Origin of the sequence: Paraburkholderia sp. SIMBA_054 (assembly GCF_046534875.1) — a bacterium.
GTDB classification, from domain to species: Bacteria; Pseudomonadota; Gammaproteobacteria; order Burkholderiales; family Burkholderiaceae; genus Paraburkholderia; species Paraburkholderia hospita.
This window is the reverse complement of record NZ_JAWRXV010000013.1, coordinates 36,848-55,872: the sequence shown is the minus strand read 5'-3', so window position 1 is coordinate 55,872 and position 19,025 is coordinate 36,848. Positions and strand designations below refer to the sequence as shown.

Sequence of the window (19,025 nt, the reverse complement as noted above, 5' to 3'; positions counted from 1 at the left end):
CGCTGTGTTTCGCAGGCGAGCGGCGGTGGGGCGCTCGCCTGTCTCCCACCGCTTTTCGAGCGTCCAGGCGGACTCACTCGTCGTTCAGACCCTTGCCTTTGAGAATCATCGGCATGCATTTCTCGATCCGCGATTCCCGTGTTTTCGATTGCTTCGCCGATGAGAAGTGGAGCAGATAGGCGCGTTGCCGTCCGGGTGTCAGTGCTTCGAAAGCAGTCTTCAGCTTGGGCAACTTGTCGAGTTTGGTCTGGAATTCCTCGGCGACTTCAAACTCTTCGGTCGATTTGTGAGCCACTTTCAGGCCGGCTTTTTCGACTTCGATAGCAGCGCGGATATAGGTCTTCAGAACGGATTGCAGCTTGGCGATTTCCTGCAGGCTCGTGAATCGCACCTGCCGGGCTGACTGCACGTTCTCTGTCTGCTGGATCAGGATGCCTTTCGGGTCCTTCAGCAACGCGCCCTTGACGAACAGGATCGCGCAGTATTCCTTGAAGCCGTGAATGAGCACGACGTTTTTGTCGTCGACCGTGTAGCACGGAACGCCCCATTTCAACTCCTCCGTGACGGGGCATTCCAGCACGATCGCTCTGAGTTTTTCGGTTTCTTCACGCCACTGTTTGAGTTTGCCGATATAGGCGTCGACCTTGGGATTCATTTTTGTCCCTCAGAAATAAGGCGAGCCTATGGTACCGCCCGGCGCCAGGGGCGGCAAACCGGGCTAGAAGCGATCGGGCTAGAAGCGATCGGCGCGGAACGGATGCGGGTCGGCGACCGGCGCGGCGCCCGTCATCATTTCAGCGAGCAGGCGCCCCGTGACGGGTCCGAGCGTCAGTCCGTGGTGCGCATGGCCGAACGCGAACCACAGGTCCTTGTGGCGTGTCGCGGGGCCGATGATCGGCATCATGTCCGGCGTGCACGGACGCCGGCCGAGCCACGGACGCTCATCGAGCCGCGCGCCGAGCGGGAAGGTATCGCGCGCGATCGGTTCGATCGCATCCAGTTGCACGGGGGTTGCCGGCGCGTCACAGGCGGCCAGTTCCGCGCCCGTCGTCAGCCGGATGCCGCGCGCCATCGGCGTGATCATGTAGCCGATCTCCGTGTCGAGCACGGGTTGATTCAATCGCGCGCCGTCCTGCGCCGCGTAGTGCATGTGATAGCCGCGCTTGACCGCGAGCGGCAGCCGGTAGCCGAAGCGCGCGCTGACAGTATCCGACCAGGGACCAAGCGAGATCACGGCCGACTGCGCGTCGATGCGGCCCGCCTCCGTGTCGACACTCCAGTGCGGTTCGAGTGTCGACGCATCGCCGATGAAGATGCGGCCGCCAAGCTGTTCGAAATAACGCGCGTAGGCCGTGACGAGCGCGTTGGGGTCGCTGACGGACTCGGCGTCGGTGTAGCGTAACGCGCCGAGCAGCGCGTGGCTCAGCGACGGCTCCGCGCGCCTCAACTGCGTTGCATCGAGTGCGTCGAAGGTGACGCCGTATTCGGCTTGCCAGCGCTCGACGTCGCGCAACGCGGCATCCTGCTTGCCTGCGCTGCGAAACACTTTCAGCCAGCCGCCCGTGCGCACCAGCGCCTGCGCGCCCGAAGCGTCGATCAACGCGCGATGCTCGCTGACGCAATGCTCGATCAGCGTCGCATACGCGCGCGCGATGGCCGTATGACGATCGGCGCGCGAGTAGTGCCAGTACCGGTACAGGAACGGCAGCAGCTTCGGCATCGCGTTGAAGTGATAGCGGACATCGAGCGAGCGGTTGCGCGCGTAGCGCAGCAGCGTGCTGGCGTCGCGCGGAAACGCATACGGGTAGACGCCTTCGCGCTGGATCAGCCCCGCGTTGCCGAACGACGTCTCGTTGCCCGGCGCCTTGCGATCGACGAGCGCCACGGCCAGCCCGCGCTTTTGCAGATGCACGGCAATCGACACGCCCACCATGCCGCCACCGAGTACGACGGTATCGAACTTCATTGCTGCTTATCCTCGCGCGATGACGTCATGCGAGCGCCGTCACGGCGATTTCGACATCGAGGCCCGGCTTCATCAACAGGGCCTGCACGCAGGCGCGCGTCGGCGCGTGGCCCGTCGGCACCCATGCATCCCACACGGCGTTAAATTCGTCGAAGTGCTTCGGGTCGCTCAGCCACACGTTCGCGGTGAGCACGCGCGTCTTGTCGACGTTTGCGGATGCGAGCAGCGTGTCGATGCGCGTGAGGATTTGCGTCGTCTGGACAGTGATCGATGCGCCCGCCGTGTCCGGCACCTGGCCGGACAGATAGACGATGCCGTTGGCAATCACCACCTGGCTCATGCGGGCGTTGGTCTGCAGTCGCTGGATTTCGTTGGACATGATGGATATCGCTGAGTTAGACGGAGGACATGCCGGCCTGAGCTTCGCCGGTGGAATTGAAAATGGGCGGCGCGGTGACGATCGATTTGAGCGCCGGGTTCGGCTGCGTGAGCCGCGACAGATCGGGACGCGGGCGGCGCAACGCGGGGTTCGTGTCGAAAGCCTGTTCCATCGCGCGCGCCACGGCCAGCGTCTTGAGGTCGCCATGAAACGGCCCGACGATCTGCAAGCCGAACGGCATGCCTGCCTCATCGACGCCGCATGGCAGCGACAGCGCGGGATGCGTCGTCAGCGTCACTACATACGTCAGCGCGAGCCAGCGGTAGTAGTTCTCCTGCGCGCGTCCGTTGATCTGCGCTGCGTAAAGCTCGCGCCACGGGAACGGCGAAACGGGCGTGGTCGGCGAGAGGATCACGTCGTAACGGTCCAGCGCCGACTGGAAGCGCCGGAAAATGCGTGTCTGTTCCGCCTGCGCCCATGCGCTATCGGCGAGCGTCATCGCGGCGCCCATCTCGTAGTTCGCGCGCGTGTTCGGACCGAGCGCGCCTGGGTCGCGCGCATACGCGTCGCGCAAGCCCGCAACGAAGCTTTCCGCGCGAATCACGTCGAACGCCCGATGCGCGTCGCCGAGATCGAACTGGACCGGCTCGCAGGTTTTCACCATCGGCGCGAGCGCGGCCATGCGTGCGCGGAAGAGGGCGCGGATTCCATCGTCGACGTCGCAGCAGCCGAAGTCTTCCGTATAGCCGACGCGCAACGTGGCGAGATCGAGCGCGGGCAGCGTTGCGAACCGGAGTGGATCGACTTCGTAGCTGAGAGGATCGCCTGTGGAAAGGCCTGCTGTCGCCGCGAGTTGCAGTGCTGTCTCTTCGACGTCGCGGCCCATCGGTCCGACCACGGAAATCGGCGTCCAGCCCAGCAGCCGGCGCGAGTTGGGCACGAGCCCGGCGGACGGCCGGAAGCCGACCACGCCGCATTTCGATGCGGGAATGCGCAGCGAGCCGCCCGTGTCGGAGCCGGTGCAGACGGGCAGCATGTCGCAAGCGAGCGCCGCCGCCGAGCCGCCTGATGAGCCGCCCGCGTTCAGTTCCGGATTGAACGGATTGCCCGTCGCGCCCCACACGGGGTTGCGCGTGTTCGCGCCCGCGCCGAGTTCGGGCACGTTGGTCTTGGCGACGAGAATCGCGCCCGCCGCGCGCAGCCGCTCGACCAGCACGACATCGCGCGACGGCACATGGCCGCGCGACATCGGCGAGCCGTACGTGGTCAGCAGGCCCGCCGTGTCTTCGAGATCCTTCACGCCGAGCGGCAGCCCATGCAGCAGCCCGAGCGGCTCGCCGTCCAGCACCTTGCGCTCGGCCGCCTTCGCGGCCTTGCGCGCATCGTCGTAACACGTGGCCGTGATCGCATTGACGGCGGGGTTGATGGCTTCGATCCGCTCGATGCAGGCATCGAGCAACTCGACGGGGGAAATTTCTTTCGCGCCGATCATCCGGCGCAACTCAACGGCGTTGCGGGCGACGAGGTCGTCGTTATCAGACATGGTTCAGGTTCCGGGTTATTCCTGCTTGTTCCTGCTTGTTCGTGATGTCGAATGAGGTCAGTCGAGCGCTTCGCCCGTGCGGTCGCGCAGCCAGATCACGGGCACGAGCGACACCGCGCAGGCCGCCGCAACGTACCACGCGGGCGCGAGCGGGTTGCCCGTCAGCGCGACGAGCCAGCTCGCGACGAACGGCGAAAAGCCGCCGAAGAACGACGCGCTCACCACATAGGTTAGCGCGATGCCCGTCGCTCTGACATGTTTCGGGAACAGTTCTGGGATCATCACGAGCACGGGCACGATCTGCCCGGCGACGAACAGCGCGAGAAACGCGGACACGGCGCACAGCATCAACGTCGAAGGCTGCGCCGACAGCCACGCGAACGCGGGATACACGGTGAGCAGCAGCGTCACGCGCGATATGACGAGCACGCGCTTGCGGCTGAAGCGGTCGGCGAGCTTGCCCGCGATGGGCGCCGCGACGAACAGCACGAGCGAGCTGATCACGCCCGACGCAACCGACGCCGTCGACGACAGATGCAGCGTACGCACCGCATGGCTCGGCAGAAAGAACGCGGTGATATAGACGGAAACGGAACCGCCGAGTTCGGCAAAGGTGCCGAGTATCGTCAGCTTCAGATGCGTGGTGAGCGCCGCTTTCAATGCGCCGCGCCGCTGCGTGCGGGCGGATGATGCATCACTGAGCGTCTCTTCGAGGCGCCGGCGGATCAGCATGCCGACGGGCGCCGCGACGATGCCGAGCACGAACGGAATACGCCAGCCCCATGTGAGCACGGCGTCTTTCGGTAGCGACACATTGATGAGCGTGGCGACGGCGGCGCCGAGCGCGAGACCGAGCGCCGTCGCGGCGAAGTTCCAGCTGGCGAAGAACGCGCGCGTCGAGTCCGATGCGTATTCGACGAGCAGCGTCGTGCCGGGGCCGAACTCGCCGCCCGCGGCGAAGCCCTGAATCAGACGCGCGGCGAGCACGATGAAAGGCGCGACCATCCCGGCGACCGCGTAGGGCGGCGCGCAGGCGATCAGCGCGCAACTCAGCGCCATCAGCATGATGGTCAGCACCATCGCCTTCTTGCGGCCCGCGCGGTCGGCGTACGCGCCGATCACGATGCCGCCCAGCGGCCGCACGACGAAGCCGACGCCGAACACGCCGATCGACAGCAGAAACTGGTTCACGGGCGATGCGGATGGGAAGAACAGCTGCCCGATCTGGATCGCGAAGAAGCTGTAGATGGTGAAGTCGTAGAACTCCAGCGCCGTGCCGAGCGTCGTCGCGGCGATGACCTGGGTTTTCGACAGACCGGCTTTTTCCAATGCAAGCGTTGACACGTCGACCGCTCCTGAGTGGAACTGCATGGGACTGGAATCGATGCGAGTTATCATATACGAGAAAAAATAAATTCTCGTATACGACAAAACCCTTTGTCATCCGCTGAGTAATGCCATGGCCAGATCCGTCGCGCGAAAACAACCTGAACCTGTCGAACCCACGTCACAGATCGATCACCAGGCGGTCGGGGCGCGGCTGCGCGACGCGCGCAAGGCACGCGGGCTGACGCTGATGCAGTTGTCGGAACAGTCGGGCATCGCCGTGTCGACGATCTCGAAGGCCGAGCGCGGCGACATCGCGTTGACCTACGACAAGTTCGCCGCGCTCGCGCATGCGCTGCAGCTCGAGTTCGATGCGATCTTCGGCCGCGCGAAGCACACCAAGCGCGCGGGCGCGAGCGCTATCGTGCCGACGTTCACGGCGTCGGGCCAGCAGATGATCTACGACACGCCCAACTACGAATACGGAATGCTCGCCAACGACCTGACAGGCAAGCGCATGGTGCCGATGCGCGCGCACGTGCGGGCGCGCAAGCTCTCCGATTTTCCCGACTACATTCGCCATAGCGGCGAGGAGTTCGTGTTCCTGCTGGACGGCACGCTCGAACTGCGCTTCGAGACAGGCGCGGTGTTTCAGTTGAAGCCGGGCGATAGCCTGTACTTCGACAGTTCCGTTGGACACGTGTATCTAAGCACGGGAAAAAAGCCGGCTGAAGTGCTCGTGTGCTGCGTGGACACGGACGCGCACCGGCCCGTCGACGCGATCTGAGCGCAAAACCCGGCGCGGGTAACATGGCGGCTTGAGCGATCTTCGGCGAGGGCGATGCGTGATGAGCGCGAGCGATCTTTCTGATGTGTACCGGGGCTATATCGACTGCCTTAACCGGCAGGACTGGGCGACGCTGGGGCGGTTCGTCGATGACGATGTGACGTATAACGGCGAGCGCATTGGCTTGTCGGGCTATCGGGCGATGCTGGAGCGGGACTTCCGTGAGATTCCGGATCTTCGTTTTGACATTGCGCTGCTGGTTGCAGAGCCGCCTGTGATCGCCAGTCGCTTGCAGTTCGAGTGTTCGCCCAAAGGGATGTTTCTTGGACTCGCCGTCGATGGAAAGAAAGTCGCTTTCGCCGAGAACGTGTTCTATGCGTTTCGCGGCGGAAAGATCGCGCAGGTGTGGTCGGTGATCGACAAGGCGGCCATCGAGGCTCAACTCGCGCAGCGCTGAAGCGGAAGTCACTCAGGGAGATTTCATGTTCCGGCTATCGGCAGCTACGTCTGAACGTGTTGTTCGCTGTCTCTTGCAGGTCTTGATTGCCGGCGTGATCGCGCAGACGTTTGGTTGCGCGTCGAGCAGCACGGCAACGGATGCGACGCCCGTCGCGCTGGAAGGCGTACGGCCCAACGGCGTCGCGGTCGACGCGAGCGACGGCGCCGTCTATCTGACCGACGACGGGAAAAGCAGCGTGCTCAGATCGTCCGATGGCCGTACGTTTGTCCCTTACGCGTCGATTCCTCAGCCGTCCGGCCTGGGTATAAGCCTGAGCCAGCTGACCTTCGACGATGCGCGCAATCTGCTGGCCGTGCGCTTTGGATTCGGCAGCGCGAGTGCGGTGTTCGACGTCAAAGGCGCGAATGGCGCAATCATGCTGTCGGGACCCAATCCCGCTCGCCGCAGGCTCGGCATTGCGGCGATTGGTTCGCAGCAGGCGCTGTCGACGTGGTTCGTCAAGGAAGGCAGCACACCCGCGACAGGCGGCGTGAGCCTGTTGACCTACGATGCAATTGCGGGCCGCGCCACCGAGCGCGATCTGATCACGGGAATGGGCAAGCCGGTGGGTGTCGTCGTATCGGGCGATACGGTTTTCGTTTCGGATCAGGCGCGCAACGTGATCGTGCGCGCGTCGCTGGCGAACCTGCTGCAGTCAGCGCAGCCGGTTACCGCTGCCGATACGTTCGCGAAGATTGAGAACCCGGACCTGATGGCAGGAGATGGTCGCGGCGCGCTCTACACACACTGCAATAGCGCGTCGTTGTGCAAGGTCGCGCCGGACGGCAGCGTGAATGAGATCGCCACCGACTTTCACGACGCGCGCGGCGTTGCGGCCGATCCGGCGCGACACCGTCTTTATGTCGTCGATCGCGCAGCGGCAGGCGGTACCAGTTACTTGCGGATTCTGCCGCTGCGTTGAACTTGCGTCGAACGACAGGCTTATCAGTCGACGCCGATAATCACGCTCGATGCCTTGAAGATCGCCGACGCCGCCGCGCCGCTTACAAGCCCGAGCCGGTCGACGCTTTCATTGGTGATGATTGCGGCGATCTCCTCACCGCTTGCGGACGCAACGATCACTTCGCTATTCACGGCACCCCTCGTGACGGCCGTGACCGTGCCCGCGACGCGGTTGCGCGCCGACACCTTGCCGTTGCCCGCATCGACCATCACGAGCACCGACGACGCCTTCACCAGCGCAAAAGCCGGCTTGCCGGCTGCGAGGCCAAGCGACGACGCGCTGCCGTGCGTGATCACCGCGACGATGTCCAGTCCGTCCTGGGTGCGCAGCGTGACTTCGTCATTGACGGCGCCGGGTTTGACCTCGGTGATCTGTCCGGTGAAATGATTTCGCGCGCTGGTTCGCATGATGATGTTCTCCTCGAATGGGTCCCGCGTTCATGCCACGGAAACCCGTAGTGTTAAGCCAACCCGAAGTCTAGCGTTCATACCTCTAGCGCTGCCGCCCGTGTTTACGCGGTATACAAGGTGCTATATCGCGCGACGTAAGCCGCTTCAACTTCGCCTTGATAGGTTCGACTCGTCAAACACGATATATTGACGCGTATATATCGAGCGCACATTTGACATTTTCAGCTAACGACAACGCGGAGCAGTACGTTGAATTCGACACATAAGGAAGCCGTCGGCGAGCATTTCTCGCTGGACGCCATGCAGCACGCAAGAGTCATGACATGGAAGGCCGTCAACGCCATCGCCGCCGACATGCGGCCGGGCATGCGGGAATCGGAGGCGAATGCGCTGGCGCTGCGCATCCTGAAGGATCTCGGGATGGACCGGATCTGGCATCCCGTGCTCGTGCGTTTCGGCGAGAACACGCTGAGAACATTCAAGCAGCGTTCCAACGGCGACCCGGTGCTGGCGGACAACGACATTTTCTTCGTCGACCTCGGCGCTGTCTGGGCGAAGCACGAGGGCGACGCGGGCGCCACCTTCGTCTGCGGCGACGACCCGGACATGCTGGCGTGCGCGCAGGCGGCGCGCACGATCTACGACGAAGTCGAGCAGCACTGGCGCGCGACCGGCTGCGCGGGCGTCGATCTGTACGTCTACGCGGCGCAGCGGGCCAATGCGCATGGGTTTCGCCTGAACGTCGATATCAAGGGTCATCGCGTGAGCGATTTCCCGCATGCCATCTACAAGGCGGGCGATCTCGGCGACTTCGATGCGAGACCCGCGGCGGGCGTGTGGATTCTGGAGATCCAGATTGCGCATCCGACGCGGCCGTTCGGCGCGTTCCATGAAGACCTTCTCGTCTGACGGCCAATGTTCATCCGCCAGCTCGACTACCTCGTCACGTTGGCACGCGAAAAGCACTTCGCGCGTGCCGCCGACGCATGCCATGTTTCGCAGCCGGCCTTGTCGTCGGCGATCCGGGCACTCGAGTCGGAACTCGGGCTGACGATCGTCAATCGCGGGCGGCGCTTCGTCGGCTTCACGCAAGACGGCGAGCGCGTGCTGGGATGGGCGCGGCAGACGCTGGCGACGCTGCAGAACATGCGGCAAGACGCGTGCTCGGCGCAGGACCGTCTGGTCGGCAAGCTACGCGTCGGCGCGATACCGACCGTGATTCCCGTCGCGTCGCGTGTGCTTGCGCCTTGCCTGCACGAACATCCGCAGATTCGCTACGACGTGCATTCGCTCAGCTCGGAAGCGATTCATCGGCAACTCGACGAACTCGAACTGGATATCGGCCTCACGTACCTCGACTCGGGCGTGCAGGCGGGCTTCGCCGTGCTGCCGCTGTATCGCGAGCGCTCCATTCTGCTTTCGCCGCCGGGCGATCATGCGGTTCTAGTGGAGGGCGCATGCAGCTGGCGCGAGTTGTCGGGCCTGCCACTCGGCCTGCTGCCGCAGACGATGCAGAACAGGCAGGTGATCAACGCCGCGTTTCGTCGCGAGCAGGTTCAGCCGGAAGTGCTGGTCGAATGCGACTCGTTGCTCGCGTTGTACGGGCATGTCTTGCACGCCGGCATATCCAGCATCTTTCCGCACAGTCTGCTGAGCGTGCTGCCGGCCGGCGATAACGTGCGTCGCGCGTTGCTGATGCCCGAACTGACGCGTGAAATCGGCCTCGTCGCGCGCAATCGCGAGGCGATGCAGCCGCTCGTTGCCGCCTTCTGGCGTTGCGCCGAAGGACTTCGGCTGCAGGACGAATTCGACGCACTGCTTCCCGTTTGCTGAATCGTCGCAACACGACTGCGCCGCTCGTACACACTCGTTGATAAGCGACGCTTATCAGGCTATTCGCCCAAACGATTGGACGCACATAGACGCGCCATCGACACTGCTTCACATCGTATGTGATGTATCACGTCGATATGTCGATAGAGCGCCGGCATGAAAATGCGCTCGACCAGACTGGAGCGAGACGAATGGCTAAGGTTCTTTGTGTGCTGTATGACGACCCCGTCAAAGGAATGCCGAAACAGTACGCCCGCGACGGCGTACCCGAAATCACGCGGTATCACGACGGTCAAACGGCCCCGACGCCGAAGGCCATCGACTTCACGCCGGGCGAATTGCTAGGCAGCGTATCGGGCGAACTGGGACTGCGTAAATACCTCGAATCGCTAGGGCATACGCTCGTCGTGACATCCGACAAGGATGCTCCGAACTCGACGTTCGAGCGCGAGCTTGCCGACGCTGAAGTCGTGATCTCGCAACCGTTCTGGCCTGCGTACCTGACGGCCGAGCGCATCGCGAAGGCGCCGAAGCTCAAGCTCGCGCTGACGGCAGGCATTGGCTCGGATCACGTCGATCTGCAGGCGGCCATCGAGCGCGGTGTCACGGTAGCCGAGGTGACGTACTGCAACAGCATCAGCGTCGCCGAACACGTCGTGATGATGATTCTCGGGCTGGTGCGCAATTACCTGCCGTCGCATGAATGGGTGAAGAAGGGCGGCTGGAATATCGCCGATTGCGTCGAGCGTGCTTACGATCTCGAAGCGATGCATGTGGGCACGGTCGCGGCTGGCCGGATCGGTGCAGCCGTGTTGCGCAGGCTCAAGCCGTTCGACGTGAAGCTGCACTACACCGATCGTTACCGTCTGCCGCTCGATGTCGAAAAAGAACTCGGCGCGACGTGGCACCCCGATGTCGAATCGATGGTGAAGGCATGCGACGTGGTGACGATCAACTGTCCGCTGCACCCCGAAACGGAAAACCTCTTCAATGAAAAGCTGATCGCGAAGATGAAGCGCGGCGCGTATATCGTGAATACGGCGCGCGGCAAGATCGTCGATCGCGATGCGATCGTGCGGGCGCTCGAATCGGGGCAACTGGCGGGCTATGCGGGCGACGTGTGGTTCCCGCAGCCGGCGCCGCGCGATCATCCGTGGCGCACGATGCCGCACAACGGCATGACGCCGCATATTTCGGGCACGACGTTGTCGGCGCAGGCGCGTTACGCGGCCGGCACGCGCGAAATCCTCGAATGCTGGTTCGAAAAGCGGGCCATCCGCGACGAGTATCTGATCGTCGATGGCGGCAAGCTGGCGGGCGTCGGCGCGCATTCGTACAGCGCGGGCAATGCGACGTCGGGATCGGAAGAGGCGGCGCGCTTTAAAACGGCGTAAGGGCAATAACGTCGAAGGCCACCCGCAGGTGGCCTTCAATTTTCGTTATCCGCGCGGATCGACGAAAGCGTTAGGCGCTTTGGCGAAGCGTTTGCGCAGCCGCCACCATATTCTTCAGCGCGGGAATCACTTCATCCCATGCACGCGTCTTCAGCCCGCAATCGGGATTGACCCACAACCGTTCCGCCGGAATGCGCCCGGCCGCCTTCTTCATCAGGTTCACGATGTGGTCCTGGCTCGGGATGTTAGGCGAATGAATGTCGTACACGCCCGGCCCGATCTGGTTCGGATAGTCGAAGTCGTCGAACGCATCGAGCAGTTCCATATCCGAGCGCGACGTTTCGATCGTGATCACGTCGGCATCCATGTCGGCGATCGACGCGATGATGTCGTTGAACTCCGAATAGCACATGTGGGTGTGAATCTGCGTTTCGTCCTGCACGCCGTTCGCGGTGATACGGAACGACTCCACTGCCCATTGCAGATACTCGCTCCACTGCGAGCGGCGCAACGGAAGGCCTTCACGCAGGGCCGCTTCGTCGATCTGGATCACGCGCACGCCAGCCTTTTCGAGGTCCAGCACTTCTTCGCGGATCGCGAGCGCCAGTTGATGGCACGACACCGAGCGCGGCTGGTCATCGCGCACGAACGACCAGTTCAGGATCGTGACAGGCCCGGTCAGCATGCCTTTCATCGGCTTCGTGGTTTGCGATTGCGCATATCGAATCCATTCGACGGTCATCGCCTTTGGACGGCTGATGTCGCCAAACAGAATGGGCGGCTTCACGCAGCGCGAACCATACGACTGCACCCAGCCGAACTGGCTGAACGCGTAGCCATCCAGTTGCTCGCCGAAGTATTCGACCATGTCGTTGCGTTCGGCTTCGCCATGCACGAGCACGTCGAGGCCAAGGGCTTCCTGTTCTTTCACGGCGCGCGTGATCTCGCGCTCCATCGCAGCGTTGTAGCCGGCCTGATCGAGTTCGCCTGACTTGTACTGGCTGCGCGCGTGACGGATGTCGCTCGTCTGCGGGAACGAACCGATTGTGGTGGTCGGGAACGCGGGCAGGTTGAGAATCGCGGACTGCTTTTCTGCACGCTGCGGATAGGCGCTCACGCGCTTGCCGAGCGCCGCGTCGATACGCGCAATCGCAGCCTTGACGACCGGGTTGTGCACGCGCGGCGACACGCGCCGGCTTTCGATTGCAGCGGCGTTCGCGTCGAGCGCATCGGCCACCGACTCGCGCCCGTTGTTCAGCGCGCCCGCCAGCACCGTCAGTTCGTCGAGCTTTTGCAGCGCAAATGCGAGCCACGATTTGATCTCGGCGTCGAGTTTCTGTTCGCTGTTGAGATCGACGGGCGTATGCAGCAGCGAGCACGAAGGCGCAATCCACAACCGGTCACCGAGCGAACGGTGCAGCGGTTCGAGCCATTCGAGCACCGCATTCAGATCGGTCTTCCAGATGTTGCGGCCGTTGATCACGCCAACCGACAGCAATGCTGCATCAGGGAGCTTCGCCGCGATCTGTGCGACTTCATCGCGCGCATTGATCGCATCGATATGCAGGCCGTCGACGGGCAGCTTGCACGCGAGTTCCAGGTTGTCCTGCGACTGCCCGAAGTAGGTGGCGAGCAACAGCTTGACGCGGCGTGCCGACAGCGCATCGTAGGCGGTGACGAACGCGTCGCGCCACTTCGCGTCGAGTTCCGTCACGAGCACGGGCTCGTCGATCTGCACCCACTCGATGCCTTGTGCCGTGAAGTAGTCGAGCAGCGCCGCATAGACGGGCAACAGGCGCGGCAGCAGCGCGAGCTTGTCGGAGTCGTCCTTTGCCTTGCCGAGCCACAGATACGTGACGGGCCCGATGATCACGGGCTTCACGTTGACGCCGAGCGCGCGGGCCTCGTTGATCTGTTCGAGCAGACGCGAAGGGTCGAGCGAGAACTGCGTGTTCGCGTCGAACTCGGGGACGATGTAGTGATAATTCGTGTCGAACCACTTGGTCATTTCGCCTGCCGCCACGCCGCCGCAGCACGCGCTGTGCGCTTCGGCGTTCTGCGCCGAGCGTCCACGCGCGACGCGGAAGGCGTTGTCGAGCGCATCGCCGTGAAAGCCGCGCACGCGCTCGGGCAGATTGCCGAGCGTGAAGCTCATGTCGAGCACCTGATCGTAGAACGCGAAATCGCCGACGGGCACGAAGTCCAGACGCGCCTGATCTTTCCAGTGACGCCCGCGAAGTTGCGCGCCGACGGCCTTCAGCTCGTCGCGCGTCGATTCGTCCTTCCAGTATTGATCGAGTGCGAATTTCAGTTCGCGTTTGGCGCCAATGCGCGGAAAACCCAGATTGTGTGTCGTGACCATCGCTATTCCCCGTTCGGATAATGAATCTGGAAGCGATGATAGAATTTTCGATGTATGAATAAAAATGGATTTATTTCATACATCGATTATTTATGTTCATGGAGCCGCAATGCTGGAGCGCAGTCATCTGATGGTCGTCCGGGAAGTGGAGCGGCAAGGTTCGCTCACAGGCGCCGCCGACGTGCTGAATCTCACGCAGTCGGCGTTGAGCCACACGGTGAAGAAGCTCGAGCAGCAACTGGGCACGCCCGTCTGGACCCGCGAGGGCCGTTCGATGCGTCTCACGCAGGCGGGCCAGTACCTGCTCGGTCTCGCCAACCGGTTGCTGCCGCAATTCGAGCTCGCGGAAGAACGCATGAAGCAATACGCGCAGGGCGAGCGCGGCACGTTGCGCATCGGCATGGAATGTCACCCGTGCTACCAGTGGCTGCTGAAGGTCGTCTCGCCGTATCTCGCGCGCTGGCCGGATGTCGATGTCGACGTGAAGCAGCGCTTTCAGTTCGGCGGCATTGGCGCGCTGTTCGGCTATGACATCGATGTGCTCGTCACACCCGATCCGCTGAAAAAGCCGGGCTTGCGGTTCGAGCCCGTGTTCGATTACGAGCAGGTGCTGGTCGTCGCGGACGAGCATGCTTTATCCCGCGAGCCTTATGTGACGCCGGAGCAACTCTCGGCGGAAGTGTTGATCACCTATCCCGTCGAAACCGACCGGCTCGACATCTACACGCAGTTCCTGACGCCCGCGAACGTCGTGCCGAGACGGCACAAGGTGATCGAGACGACCGACATCATGTTGCAGATGGTCGCGAGCGGACGCGGCGTCGCGGCGCTACCGCGCTGGCTCGCGGAAGAGTACGCGGGATGGATGCCGCTCACGCCGCTGCGCCTGGGCAAGAAGGGCATCGCGAAGCAGATCTTTCTCGGCACGCGCGAGGCGGATGATGCGATCGATTATCTGAGCGCGTTCGTCGCGATGGCGCGCAAGGCGGATTGGACAGGGGCGCGGTTTCGGGATTAGGGCGTGCCGAATGGCAAAGTGCTCACGACCGATGTCGCGAGCGCCTTGCCTGCACGTTTTCGGTCTTTAGCGGCTAGCTACCGATCGCGGTTGCAGAAACTCTAGCGTCACCCCGTCCGGTCCACGGACATAGACGAGCCTCAGACCATCGCGCTCGCCGCCTTCGACACGCTGCGGCGGTCCGACGGGGTGCCATCCCGCCTCGCCGATCCGTTCCAGCAGTGCGTCGAGATCATCCACATACATGGCAATATGGATGAAGCCCGCGTCGCTGGCTCGCGCGTGAACGGTCGTGCGGTCGGCGGGCGCGTGGTACTGCAGCAACTCGATCTGATGCCCATAGCCTTCGACCATTGCCAGGCTCAGTGCCGCGCCTTTGACACCGACGAGATTCTCGATGAACGCGTCGTTCTCGAAGTCCCATGTATAGAGGTGCCGAAAACCCAGCACGTCGACCCAGAACCTGAGCGAGTCTTGCAGTGACGACACCGTGATGCCCGTGTGGTCGACGCGGGTCAGCGTGAAGTTGCGTTGAGCCTTCGTGTCTGTCAGCGAACTCATGCCTGCTCCTGGTCCGTGCGTTGCCAGAACGTGCGCAGTTCCTGCGAAATGAACGCCGTCTTCTCTTCGAAGACCCAGTGGCCGGTTGCTTCGATTACGCCGCCACTGACGTCGACGCCAATCGCTTTCGCGCTGTCGTAGGTGTGAGAACCGAACGAGTGGCTCCCGCCCCACGCGAGCACGGGCACTTTCAGCTTCTCTTTGGCGAGTTCCGCCGTCTGCTCAGCCATCTGCGGGATATAGCCATAGTGATTCAGGCTCGCCCGCAGATTGCCAGGCCGCTTCATCTGCATCACATAGCGCTGCACGTCCTCTTCGGGAATCGCATCCGGGTTGTAGGCAAAGTCGCGGAAGAAATGGCGCAGATATTGTTCTTCACGTCCTTCGACCAGAAAGCGTGTGATGTCCATATTCATGTGCATGCCGAGGTGCCAGTACGGCACACGCGGATCGACGTAGCCCGGGAAATCGAGACCGAAGTAGGGTGTTTCGATCGTCGACAGCGAAATCGCGCGGTCGCCAGCCATGTACGCCAGGGCCACAGACGGCGGCCCGCCGAGATCGTGACTCAGGATATGAAAGCGCTCGACGCCTTCCACTTCGAGTAGATCGAGCATGTCCTGCGCGATCGTTTTCGGCTCGTAACCGGAATAGGGCTTGTCGCTGTCGGCATAACCGCGCAGATCCGGGACGATGAAACGGTATTCGCTGCCTGTCGCCTCGATGATGGGAAGAAACTCGCGGTGGTTTTGCGGCCATCCGTGCATGGCGAGGACAACGGGACCGGTGGGATTTCCCGCCGTAACGTAGTGGAGCGTGATGCCGTTCACTTTCGCGCGCTTGCTGGTCAACTTTTCCATGATCGTTCCTGCTGAGTCAAAGTACCGAAGGAGATGTCGTGTCTGCGGTGGCCATCGACGGCCGCGCTTCACACGACTCTAACGGGAGCAATGCTTGTGTGGATCTCTGCATCGCGCCGTGTTGAAAATATTGTGGACCAATTGGTTTCCAATGACATGCATGGATGTCGATGGAAACGTTCTGGATCATCGAACGAGTTGAATTGTGGCCGTCGTTTACATTGTGGACCGTATGGAACATAATCGATCGAAAAGCGACAACCACCTTGTGCGCGCATGAGAGCCGGTTTGCGGGCACGGGCGTTAGCGCGAAGACCGGGGGATTCGAACCGTGGGTCACGCGGAGCACCGCGTAATCCATCCACACACACGTTGCGATGGAGTGGGATAGATGACCAGTCAGTCTGAAGACGACATCGTTCGACGCGCGCTGCTCGGCGTATTGATGCCGGATCCGCAGGCACTGCAACTGACAATCCGGGTGCACTGCGCACCGAAGAAAAAACGGCGCCTGCCGAGGAAGCTAGTCAAGACGGAATTCAATCCCGCCGAGCTCGAAGCGGCGCCTTCGCGTGTCTCGGTTCTGGAGCAACTGTCATCGAAGTCGCTGAGCGTGTACTGGAGTGATCCGCGCTCGGGTCATTACGCGAACCAGGTATGGCGTATCGGCATCGCGCGGATCAACGCGTTTTGTGCGTTGTCGGGCATGCCGATTTGCCGCGGCGACGCCGTCTATCGTCCCCGCGTCAGCCCGTCGTATCTGCCTGCGAATCACAACAGGATGATTCTTGCCGCCGTAGTGCCTGAACTGCCCAAAACGAGCGCGCTCAGAAGCGAGTCTGGAGGCCTATTCTGACGAGCGCCTGATTCTGGCTCGAAGAGCCGCCATCGGCCTGCAACAGGCCGTTTATCCATGCCTGGGCGTCGTTGTCGCCGCTGGCGCGCTGATAGATGGCTTCCGCGTAGGCCGTGGTGCGCTTCGAGAAGTTGTACTGGATAGCGGTCGTGATCTGGTGTGCGTGGTTGTGCTGCAGTTCGGCATTGCCGCGCATGAACTGATAGTCAACGCCGTACGCCCACGGACCGGCAGGCTGCCAGTATCCGCCGACCTTGTAGACATCGACGGCGCCGCCCGATTGCGTGTTGCGCGTGTTCGTGTACAGCAGCATGGCGAGCAGTTGACGAAACTCATAATGCGCGCCGACGCCGTAGTTCCTGATGCTCCCATAGCCACCGTCGAGCTCGGGATAGCGCACGTCGACGTACGCGGCCCCCATCGCGAAAGGGCCGCGCACGTAGCTGGCGCCGAAGCTCATGGTCGAGTCTTTGTCGAGCGAACCGGGCGCGCCGCCAAAACCGTACAATGCGCCCGCCTGCATGCCCGCCATTCTGGGTGTCTCGTACCGGACTGCATTCGAGACCCGCGTCGCACCCGCCATGCGGTCGAAGTCGAATGCACCCGTGGGATTCTCCGGCACACCGAGCGCGGAGAAGGGGCCTTGCCGGAATCCGTACAGGCCGCCGTAGAGGAGTGCGCCGTCGAACCGGTTCAGCGTCAGTGTCGAGAACATGAAGTCGTACTGCGTCCCGAACGTGACGGTTCCCCAATGGCTGTTTTCGATCCCCACCAGTGCCGTGCGGTTGAATATGTCGCCGGCTTGCGGGATGGTCTGTCCCGTCCCGAGATCGAATTGCGAAGTCAGTTCGAAGAGTGCTGAATTTCCGCCGCCTAGATCCTCGCGCCCTTTGATAGTAAGCAGGTTCGGCGCCAGAATGCCACTGTCGAATAGCACGCTCTTCGCGCCATTCTGATTGCTGATGTAATCGACACCGCCATCCATGTGGCCACTGATAGACAACGACGATTGCGCATGGGCAACGCCGAGCGCAATGCTGGAGAGCGCAAGTCCGCCAAGTCGTCTGAGAACCGGGTTGTTCATGATGGGCCAGGGTCGCACGAGACTACGGAAAACGCGCGCGGTGGCGAGCCTCTTTCAGAGGCCGCCACCGCGATCGAATCATACGGACGGGACAGCGTGACCGCCGCCCGTTCATTCACTAGCTGGCTGCACGCTCGTAACCTTTGACGGGCTCGAGCCATTCGATGCGCCGCTCGGACTTCAACAGGTTCTGGAGCTTGCCTTCATAGTCGACCCGATAGCTTTTCTTCAGGTGATAGTCGAGAAAGTACTGCGCGCTGCATGCCCAGGTTTCATAGAGTACCAGGGTATCGGGATCTTCTGTGGACCGATGGAGGTAAGTGTTCACGAAATCCGGCTCATGTGACATGGCGTCGAGCACCTTCACGAGGCTCGAATAAAGTTCTTCGCGTGCTTCCGGCTTACCGGGCAGACGGACGATGAACGAAATGGTTTCAGACATGGACAGGCTCCTGAGTTTGAACGAGGGGAAGTTAAACGGTGGCTTCAGCGGCATTCAGCACGGCGCGGCCCGCAGCAAGTTGCGCGGCCACTGCCGCCACGCGGGCCCCGAGAAATTCGGCGGTGCGCAGATCGGCGTCGGGCGGCGTGACGTCGGCGCTTTCGTCGGCGTTCGATTGCGCAGCGGCACCGAGAAAGAAGCCGTGACGGTTCAACGTGTCTTCCGTCGACTTTGAATGATTGTGTCCGGGCGGGAGGCCAAGATTGACCCAGTGCATCCGGTGTTGGGCGGCAAAGATCGCGATCTGCTGAAGCGTCGCCAGTTTGTCGCCGGAGCGCGAGGCTGCGTTGGTGAAGCCAGCGGCAACCTTGTCCGCCCACTTGCTTCCTTTGGCGAAGACGTTGCGGGATGTGGCGTCCATGAACTTCTTGAACTCGGCCGATGCGCTGCCCATGTAGGTGGGCGCGCCGAAAACAATGCCGTCCACCTGTTCGAGCGCGTCCCAATGTCCGTCGATATCCTCGACGCCGATCAGCAGGCTCTCGACGCCATCGACGCTGCCCGCGCCGCGGGCGACAGCCTCCGCGACTTTCCGTGTGTGTCCGTAGCCGCTGTGGTAGACGACGGCGATACGCGTTCCTTCCAATCCCTTCGACATGGTCTGCTCCGTGTTGAATGTCACTGCCGGTGACGATGGAGCGAATTATGGACCAATCGGTTTTAAATGTCGTTCGAAGGTCC

20 protein-coding genes are annotated in these 19,025 nt (G+C 62.4%); 8 read left to right on the top strand and 12 right to left on the bottom strand.

Features of this window, described 5'->3' with window-relative positions:
- Positions 1–73 precede the first annotated feature (73 nt).
- The 5 genes from SB822_RS17650 to SB822_RS17630 all read right to left on the bottom strand — a co-directional run bounded on the left by SB822_RS17650 (position 74) and on the right by SB822_RS17630 (position 5,232).
- A complete protein-coding gene (locus SB822_RS17650; RefSeq protein WP_410855246.1) occupies positions 74–655 on the bottom strand; it encodes a YdeI/OmpD-associated family protein in 582 nt (193 codons plus the stop codon).
- A 78-nt stretch (positions 656–733) separates the two neighbouring features.
- A complete protein-coding gene (locus tag SB822_RS17645; protein WP_410855245.1) occupies positions 734–1,966 on the bottom strand; it encodes an NAD(P)/FAD-dependent oxidoreductase in 1,233 nt (410 codons plus the stop codon).
- 25 nt (positions 1,967–1,991) lie between these two features.
- On the bottom strand, positions 1,992–2,345 hold the full coding sequence (locus SB822_RS17640; protein WP_009769791.1) for a RidA family protein: 354 nt from the start codon (positions 2,343–2,345) through the stop codon (positions 1,992–1,994).
- A gap of 16 nt (positions 2,346–2,361) precedes the next feature.
- Positions 2,362–3,888: an amidase gene (locus SB822_RS17635; RefSeq protein WP_410855244.1), complete on the bottom strand. Its 1,527-nt coding sequence runs from the start codon at positions 3,886–3,888 to the stop codon at positions 2,362–2,364.
- A 57-nt stretch (positions 3,889–3,945) separates the two neighbouring features.
- Positions 3,946–5,232, bottom strand: coding sequence for an MFS transporter (locus SB822_RS17630; RefSeq protein ID WP_410855243.1), 1,287 nt, complete (start codon positions 5,230–5,232; stop codon positions 3,946–3,948).
- 115 nt (positions 5,233–5,347) lie between these two features.
- Here SB822_RS17630 and SB822_RS17625 point away from each other — a divergent pair, with 115 nt between their 5' ends.
- The 3 genes from SB822_RS17625 to SB822_RS17615 all read left to right on the top strand — a co-directional run bounded on the left by SB822_RS17625 (position 5,348) and on the right by SB822_RS17615 (position 7,422).
- Positions 5,348–6,001 carry a helix-turn-helix domain-containing protein gene (locus SB822_RS17625; RefSeq protein WP_410855242.1) on the top strand — a complete coding sequence of 218 codons (654 nt, stop codon included), beginning with the start codon at positions 5,348–5,350 and terminating at the stop codon, positions 5,999–6,001.
- 61 nt (positions 6,002–6,062) lie between these two features.
- Entirely contained in the window at positions 6,063–6,458 is a 396-nt protein-coding gene (locus SB822_RS17620; protein ID WP_410855241.1) for an ester cyclase, read from the top strand.
- A 25-nt stretch (positions 6,459–6,483) separates the two neighbouring features.
- Positions 6,484–7,422, top strand: a complete 939-nt coding sequence (locus tag SB822_RS17615; RefSeq protein WP_410855240.1) for a hypothetical protein — start codon at positions 6,484–6,486, stop codon at positions 7,420–7,422.
- Between the two features lie 23 nt (positions 7,423–7,445).
- Here the strand turns inward: SB822_RS17615 and SB822_RS17610 are convergent, their stop codons facing one another.
- Positions 7,446–7,871 carry a TOBE domain-containing protein gene (locus SB822_RS17610; protein WP_410855239.1) on the bottom strand — a complete coding sequence of 142 codons (426 nt, stop codon included), beginning with the start codon at positions 7,869–7,871 and terminating at the stop codon, positions 7,446–7,448.
- A 252-nt stretch (positions 7,872–8,123) separates the two neighbouring features.
- Between SB822_RS17610 and SB822_RS17605 the strand changes: the two genes are divergently transcribed.
- From SB822_RS17605 to SB822_RS17595, 3 genes are all read left to right on the top strand, one after another.
- Positions 8,124–8,783, top strand: a complete 660-nt coding sequence (locus tag SB822_RS17605) for a M24 family metallopeptidase (protein WP_410855238.1) — start codon at positions 8,124–8,126, stop codon at positions 8,781–8,783.
- Positions 8,784–8,789: 6 nt separating this feature from the next.
- On the top strand, positions 8,790–9,707 hold the full coding sequence (locus tag SB822_RS17600) for a LysR family transcriptional regulator (protein ID WP_410855237.1): 918 nt from the start codon (positions 8,790–8,792) through the stop codon (positions 9,705–9,707).
- Positions 9,708–9,898: 191 nt separating this feature from the next.
- Positions 9,899–11,101, top strand: a complete 1,203-nt coding sequence (locus tag SB822_RS17595; protein WP_410855236.1) for an NAD-dependent formate dehydrogenase — start codon at positions 9,899–9,901, stop codon at positions 11,099–11,101.
- A 70-nt stretch (positions 11,102–11,171) separates the two neighbouring features.
- On the opposite strand, the gene metE is transcribed toward SB822_RS17595, so the two are convergent.
- The gene (metE, locus tag SB822_RS17590) at positions 11,172–13,463 is read right to left on the bottom strand and encodes a 5-methyltetrahydropteroyltriglutamate--homocysteine S-methyltransferase (protein ID WP_410855235.1); all 2,292 of its coding nucleotides are present in this window, start codon (positions 13,461–13,463) and stop codon (positions 11,172–11,174) included.
- A 64-nt stretch (positions 13,464–13,527) separates the two neighbouring features.
- Between metE and SB822_RS17585 the strand changes: the two genes are divergently transcribed.
- A complete protein-coding gene (locus SB822_RS17585; RefSeq protein WP_410855234.1) occupies positions 13,528–14,481 on the top strand; it encodes a LysR family transcriptional regulator in 954 nt (317 codons plus the stop codon).
- Positions 14,482–14,547: 66 nt separating this feature from the next.
- Here the strand turns inward: SB822_RS17585 and SB822_RS17580 are convergent, their stop codons facing one another.
- A complete protein-coding gene (locus tag SB822_RS17580; RefSeq protein WP_410855233.1) occupies positions 14,548–15,042 on the bottom strand; it encodes a VOC family protein in 495 nt (164 codons plus the stop codon).
- Positions 15,039–15,902, bottom strand: a complete 864-nt coding sequence (locus SB822_RS17575) for an alpha/beta fold hydrolase (protein WP_410855232.1) — start codon at positions 15,900–15,902, stop codon at positions 15,039–15,041. Before SB822_RS17575 ends, SB822_RS17580 begins: the two co-directional genes overlap by 4 nt.
- 391 nt (positions 15,903–16,293) lie before the next feature.
- On the opposite strand from SB822_RS17575, the gene SB822_RS17570 reads away from it, so the two are divergent.
- The gene (locus tag SB822_RS17570) at positions 16,294–16,758 is read left to right on the top strand and encodes a DUF3331 domain-containing protein (RefSeq protein WP_410855231.1); all 465 of its coding nucleotides are present in this window, start codon (positions 16,294–16,296) and stop codon (positions 16,756–16,758) included.
- Here the strand turns inward: SB822_RS17570 and SB822_RS17565 are convergent.
- From SB822_RS17565 to SB822_RS17555, 3 genes are all read right to left on the bottom strand, one after another.
- The gene (locus tag SB822_RS17565; protein ID WP_410855230.1) at positions 16,730–17,842 is read right to left on the bottom strand and encodes a porin; all 1,113 of its coding nucleotides are present in this window, start codon (positions 17,840–17,842) and stop codon (positions 16,730–16,732) included. The genes SB822_RS17570 and SB822_RS17565 overlap by 29 nt on opposite strands.
- Before the next feature lie 118 nt (positions 17,843–17,960).
- On the bottom strand, positions 17,961–18,284 hold the full coding sequence (locus SB822_RS17560) for a putative quinol monooxygenase (protein WP_410855229.1): 324 nt from the start codon (positions 18,282–18,284) through the stop codon (positions 17,961–17,963).
- A gap of 31 nt (positions 18,285–18,315) precedes the next feature.
- Positions 18,316–18,942: a flavodoxin family protein gene (locus SB822_RS17555; protein ID WP_410855228.1), complete on the bottom strand. Its 627-nt coding sequence runs from the start codon at positions 18,940–18,942 to the stop codon at positions 18,316–18,318.
- Positions 18,943–19,025 lie beyond the last annotated feature (83 nt).

Bases quoted from the DNA above. Each gene is read 5' to 3' on its own strand.
- SB822_RS17570 (WP_410855231.1), top strand. From the start codon at position 16,294: ATGACCAGTCAGTCTGAAGACGACATCGTTCGACGCGCGCTGCTCGGC.
- SB822_RS17585 (WP_410855234.1), top strand. From the start codon at position 13,528: ATGGATTTATTTCATACATCGATTATTTATGTTCATGGAGCCGCAATG.
- SB822_RS17575 (WP_410855232.1), bottom strand. From the start codon at position 15,902: ATGGAAAAGTTGACCAGCAAGCGCGCGAAAGTGAACGGCATCACGCTC.
- SB822_RS17610 (WP_410855239.1), bottom strand. From the start codon at position 7,871: ATGCGAACCAGCGCGCGAAATCATTTCACCGGACAGATCACCGAGGTC.
- SB822_RS17565 (WP_410855230.1), bottom strand. From the start codon at position 17,842: ATGAACAACCCGGTTCTCAGACGACTTGGCGGACTTGCGCTCTCCAGC.
- metE (WP_410855235.1), bottom strand. From the start codon at position 13,463: ATGGTCACGACACACAATCTGGGTTTTCCGCGCATTGGCGCCAAACGC.
- SB822_RS17580 (WP_410855233.1), bottom strand. From the start codon at position 15,042: ATGAGTTCGCTGACAGACACGAAGGCTCAACGCAACTTCACGCTGACC.
- SB822_RS17640 (WP_009769791.1), bottom strand. From the start codon at position 2,345: ATGTCCAACGAAATCCAGCGACTGCAGACCAACGCCCGCATGAGCCAG.
- SB822_RS17555 (WP_410855228.1), bottom strand. From the start codon at position 18,942: ATGTCGAAGGGATTGGAAGGAACGCGTATCGCCGTCGTCTACCACAGC.
- SB822_RS17650 (WP_410855246.1), bottom strand. From the start codon at position 655: ATGAATCCCAAGGTCGACGCCTATATCGGCAAACTCAAACAGTGGCGT.
- SB822_RS17615 (WP_410855240.1), top strand. From the start codon at position 6,484: ATGTTCCGGCTATCGGCAGCTACGTCTGAACGTGTTGTTCGCTGTCTC.
- SB822_RS17635 (WP_410855244.1), bottom strand. From the start codon at position 3,888: ATGTCTGATAACGACGACCTCGTCGCCCGCAACGCCGTTGAGTTGCGC.
- SB822_RS17560 (WP_410855229.1), bottom strand. From the start codon at position 18,284: ATGTCTGAAACCATTTCGTTCATCGTCCGTCTGCCCGGTAAGCCGGAA.
- SB822_RS17600 (WP_410855237.1), top strand. From the start codon at position 8,790: ATGTTCATCCGCCAGCTCGACTACCTCGTCACGTTGGCACGCGAAAAG.
- SB822_RS17595 (WP_410855236.1), top strand. From the start codon at position 9,899: ATGGCTAAGGTTCTTTGTGTGCTGTATGACGACCCCGTCAAAGGAATG.
- SB822_RS17625 (WP_410855242.1), top strand. From the start codon at position 5,348: ATGGCCAGATCCGTCGCGCGAAAACAACCTGAACCTGTCGAACCCACG.
- SB822_RS17645 (WP_410855245.1), bottom strand. From the start codon at position 1,966: ATGAAGTTCGATACCGTCGTACTCGGTGGCGGCATGGTGGGCGTGTCG.
- SB822_RS17620 (WP_410855241.1), top strand. From the start codon at position 6,063: ATGAGCGCGAGCGATCTTTCTGATGTGTACCGGGGCTATATCGACTGC.